Annotated in this window: 2 pseudogenes; both read right to left on the bottom strand. The window is 43.3% G+C overall.

The features are described from left to right. Positions 1 to 233, bottom strand: a pseudogene (locus tag AAEZ18_RS18400) (phage portal protein family protein); the annotation flags it as partial. Beyond that, positions 226 to 441, bottom strand: a pseudogene (locus AAEZ18_RS18395) (hypothetical protein); the annotation flags it as partial. The pseudogenes AAEZ18_RS18395 and AAEZ18_RS18400, both read right to left, overlap by 8 nt.

Here is a 441-nt window from a genome sequence, read left to right as displayed (position 1 = left end):
GTATTAAAGCTAAATAAACCACTACGCAAAGAGCGCAACTCACCTATTACATGCGCATCGCGCGAAATTTCTTCGTAAATAGCCGTGTTTTTGCCTGCACGGCGTAAAATAGGGTCTGGATTAGGCAGCTCAGTAATAAGCGATGTAAGGCTAGGATCTAATCGGTTTTGATCAAACATACGATTAAGTGCAGCGTATGCTTTAGATGTTATACGTGGCTTGCTTTTAAACATAATAGCCTCTTATTTGTTTAGTTACTTTGCGGCTACTTACACGCGGAATACCGCCTGCACCAGTGCTCGACACCATCCATAAAATGGCAAGTGCACAGCTTAAATCGTAGTGATGCATGGTTTGTTTTTCGGGCCAGTTTTCTAGCTCGTCGAGTAGTAAACGGCACCGCGTATGAAACGCAATTTGAGCCGGTGTATTGGTTACATA

This window comes from Pseudoalteromonas sp. 19-MNA-CIBAN-0066, assembly GCF_040308705.1.
Taxonomy (GTDB): domain Bacteria; phylum Pseudomonadota; class Gammaproteobacteria; order Enterobacterales; family Alteromonadaceae; genus Pseudoalteromonas; species Pseudoalteromonas nigrifaciens.
The sequence above is the reverse complement of the archived record's forward strand: the minus strand, read 5'-3'. Positions and strand labels throughout refer to the sequence as shown.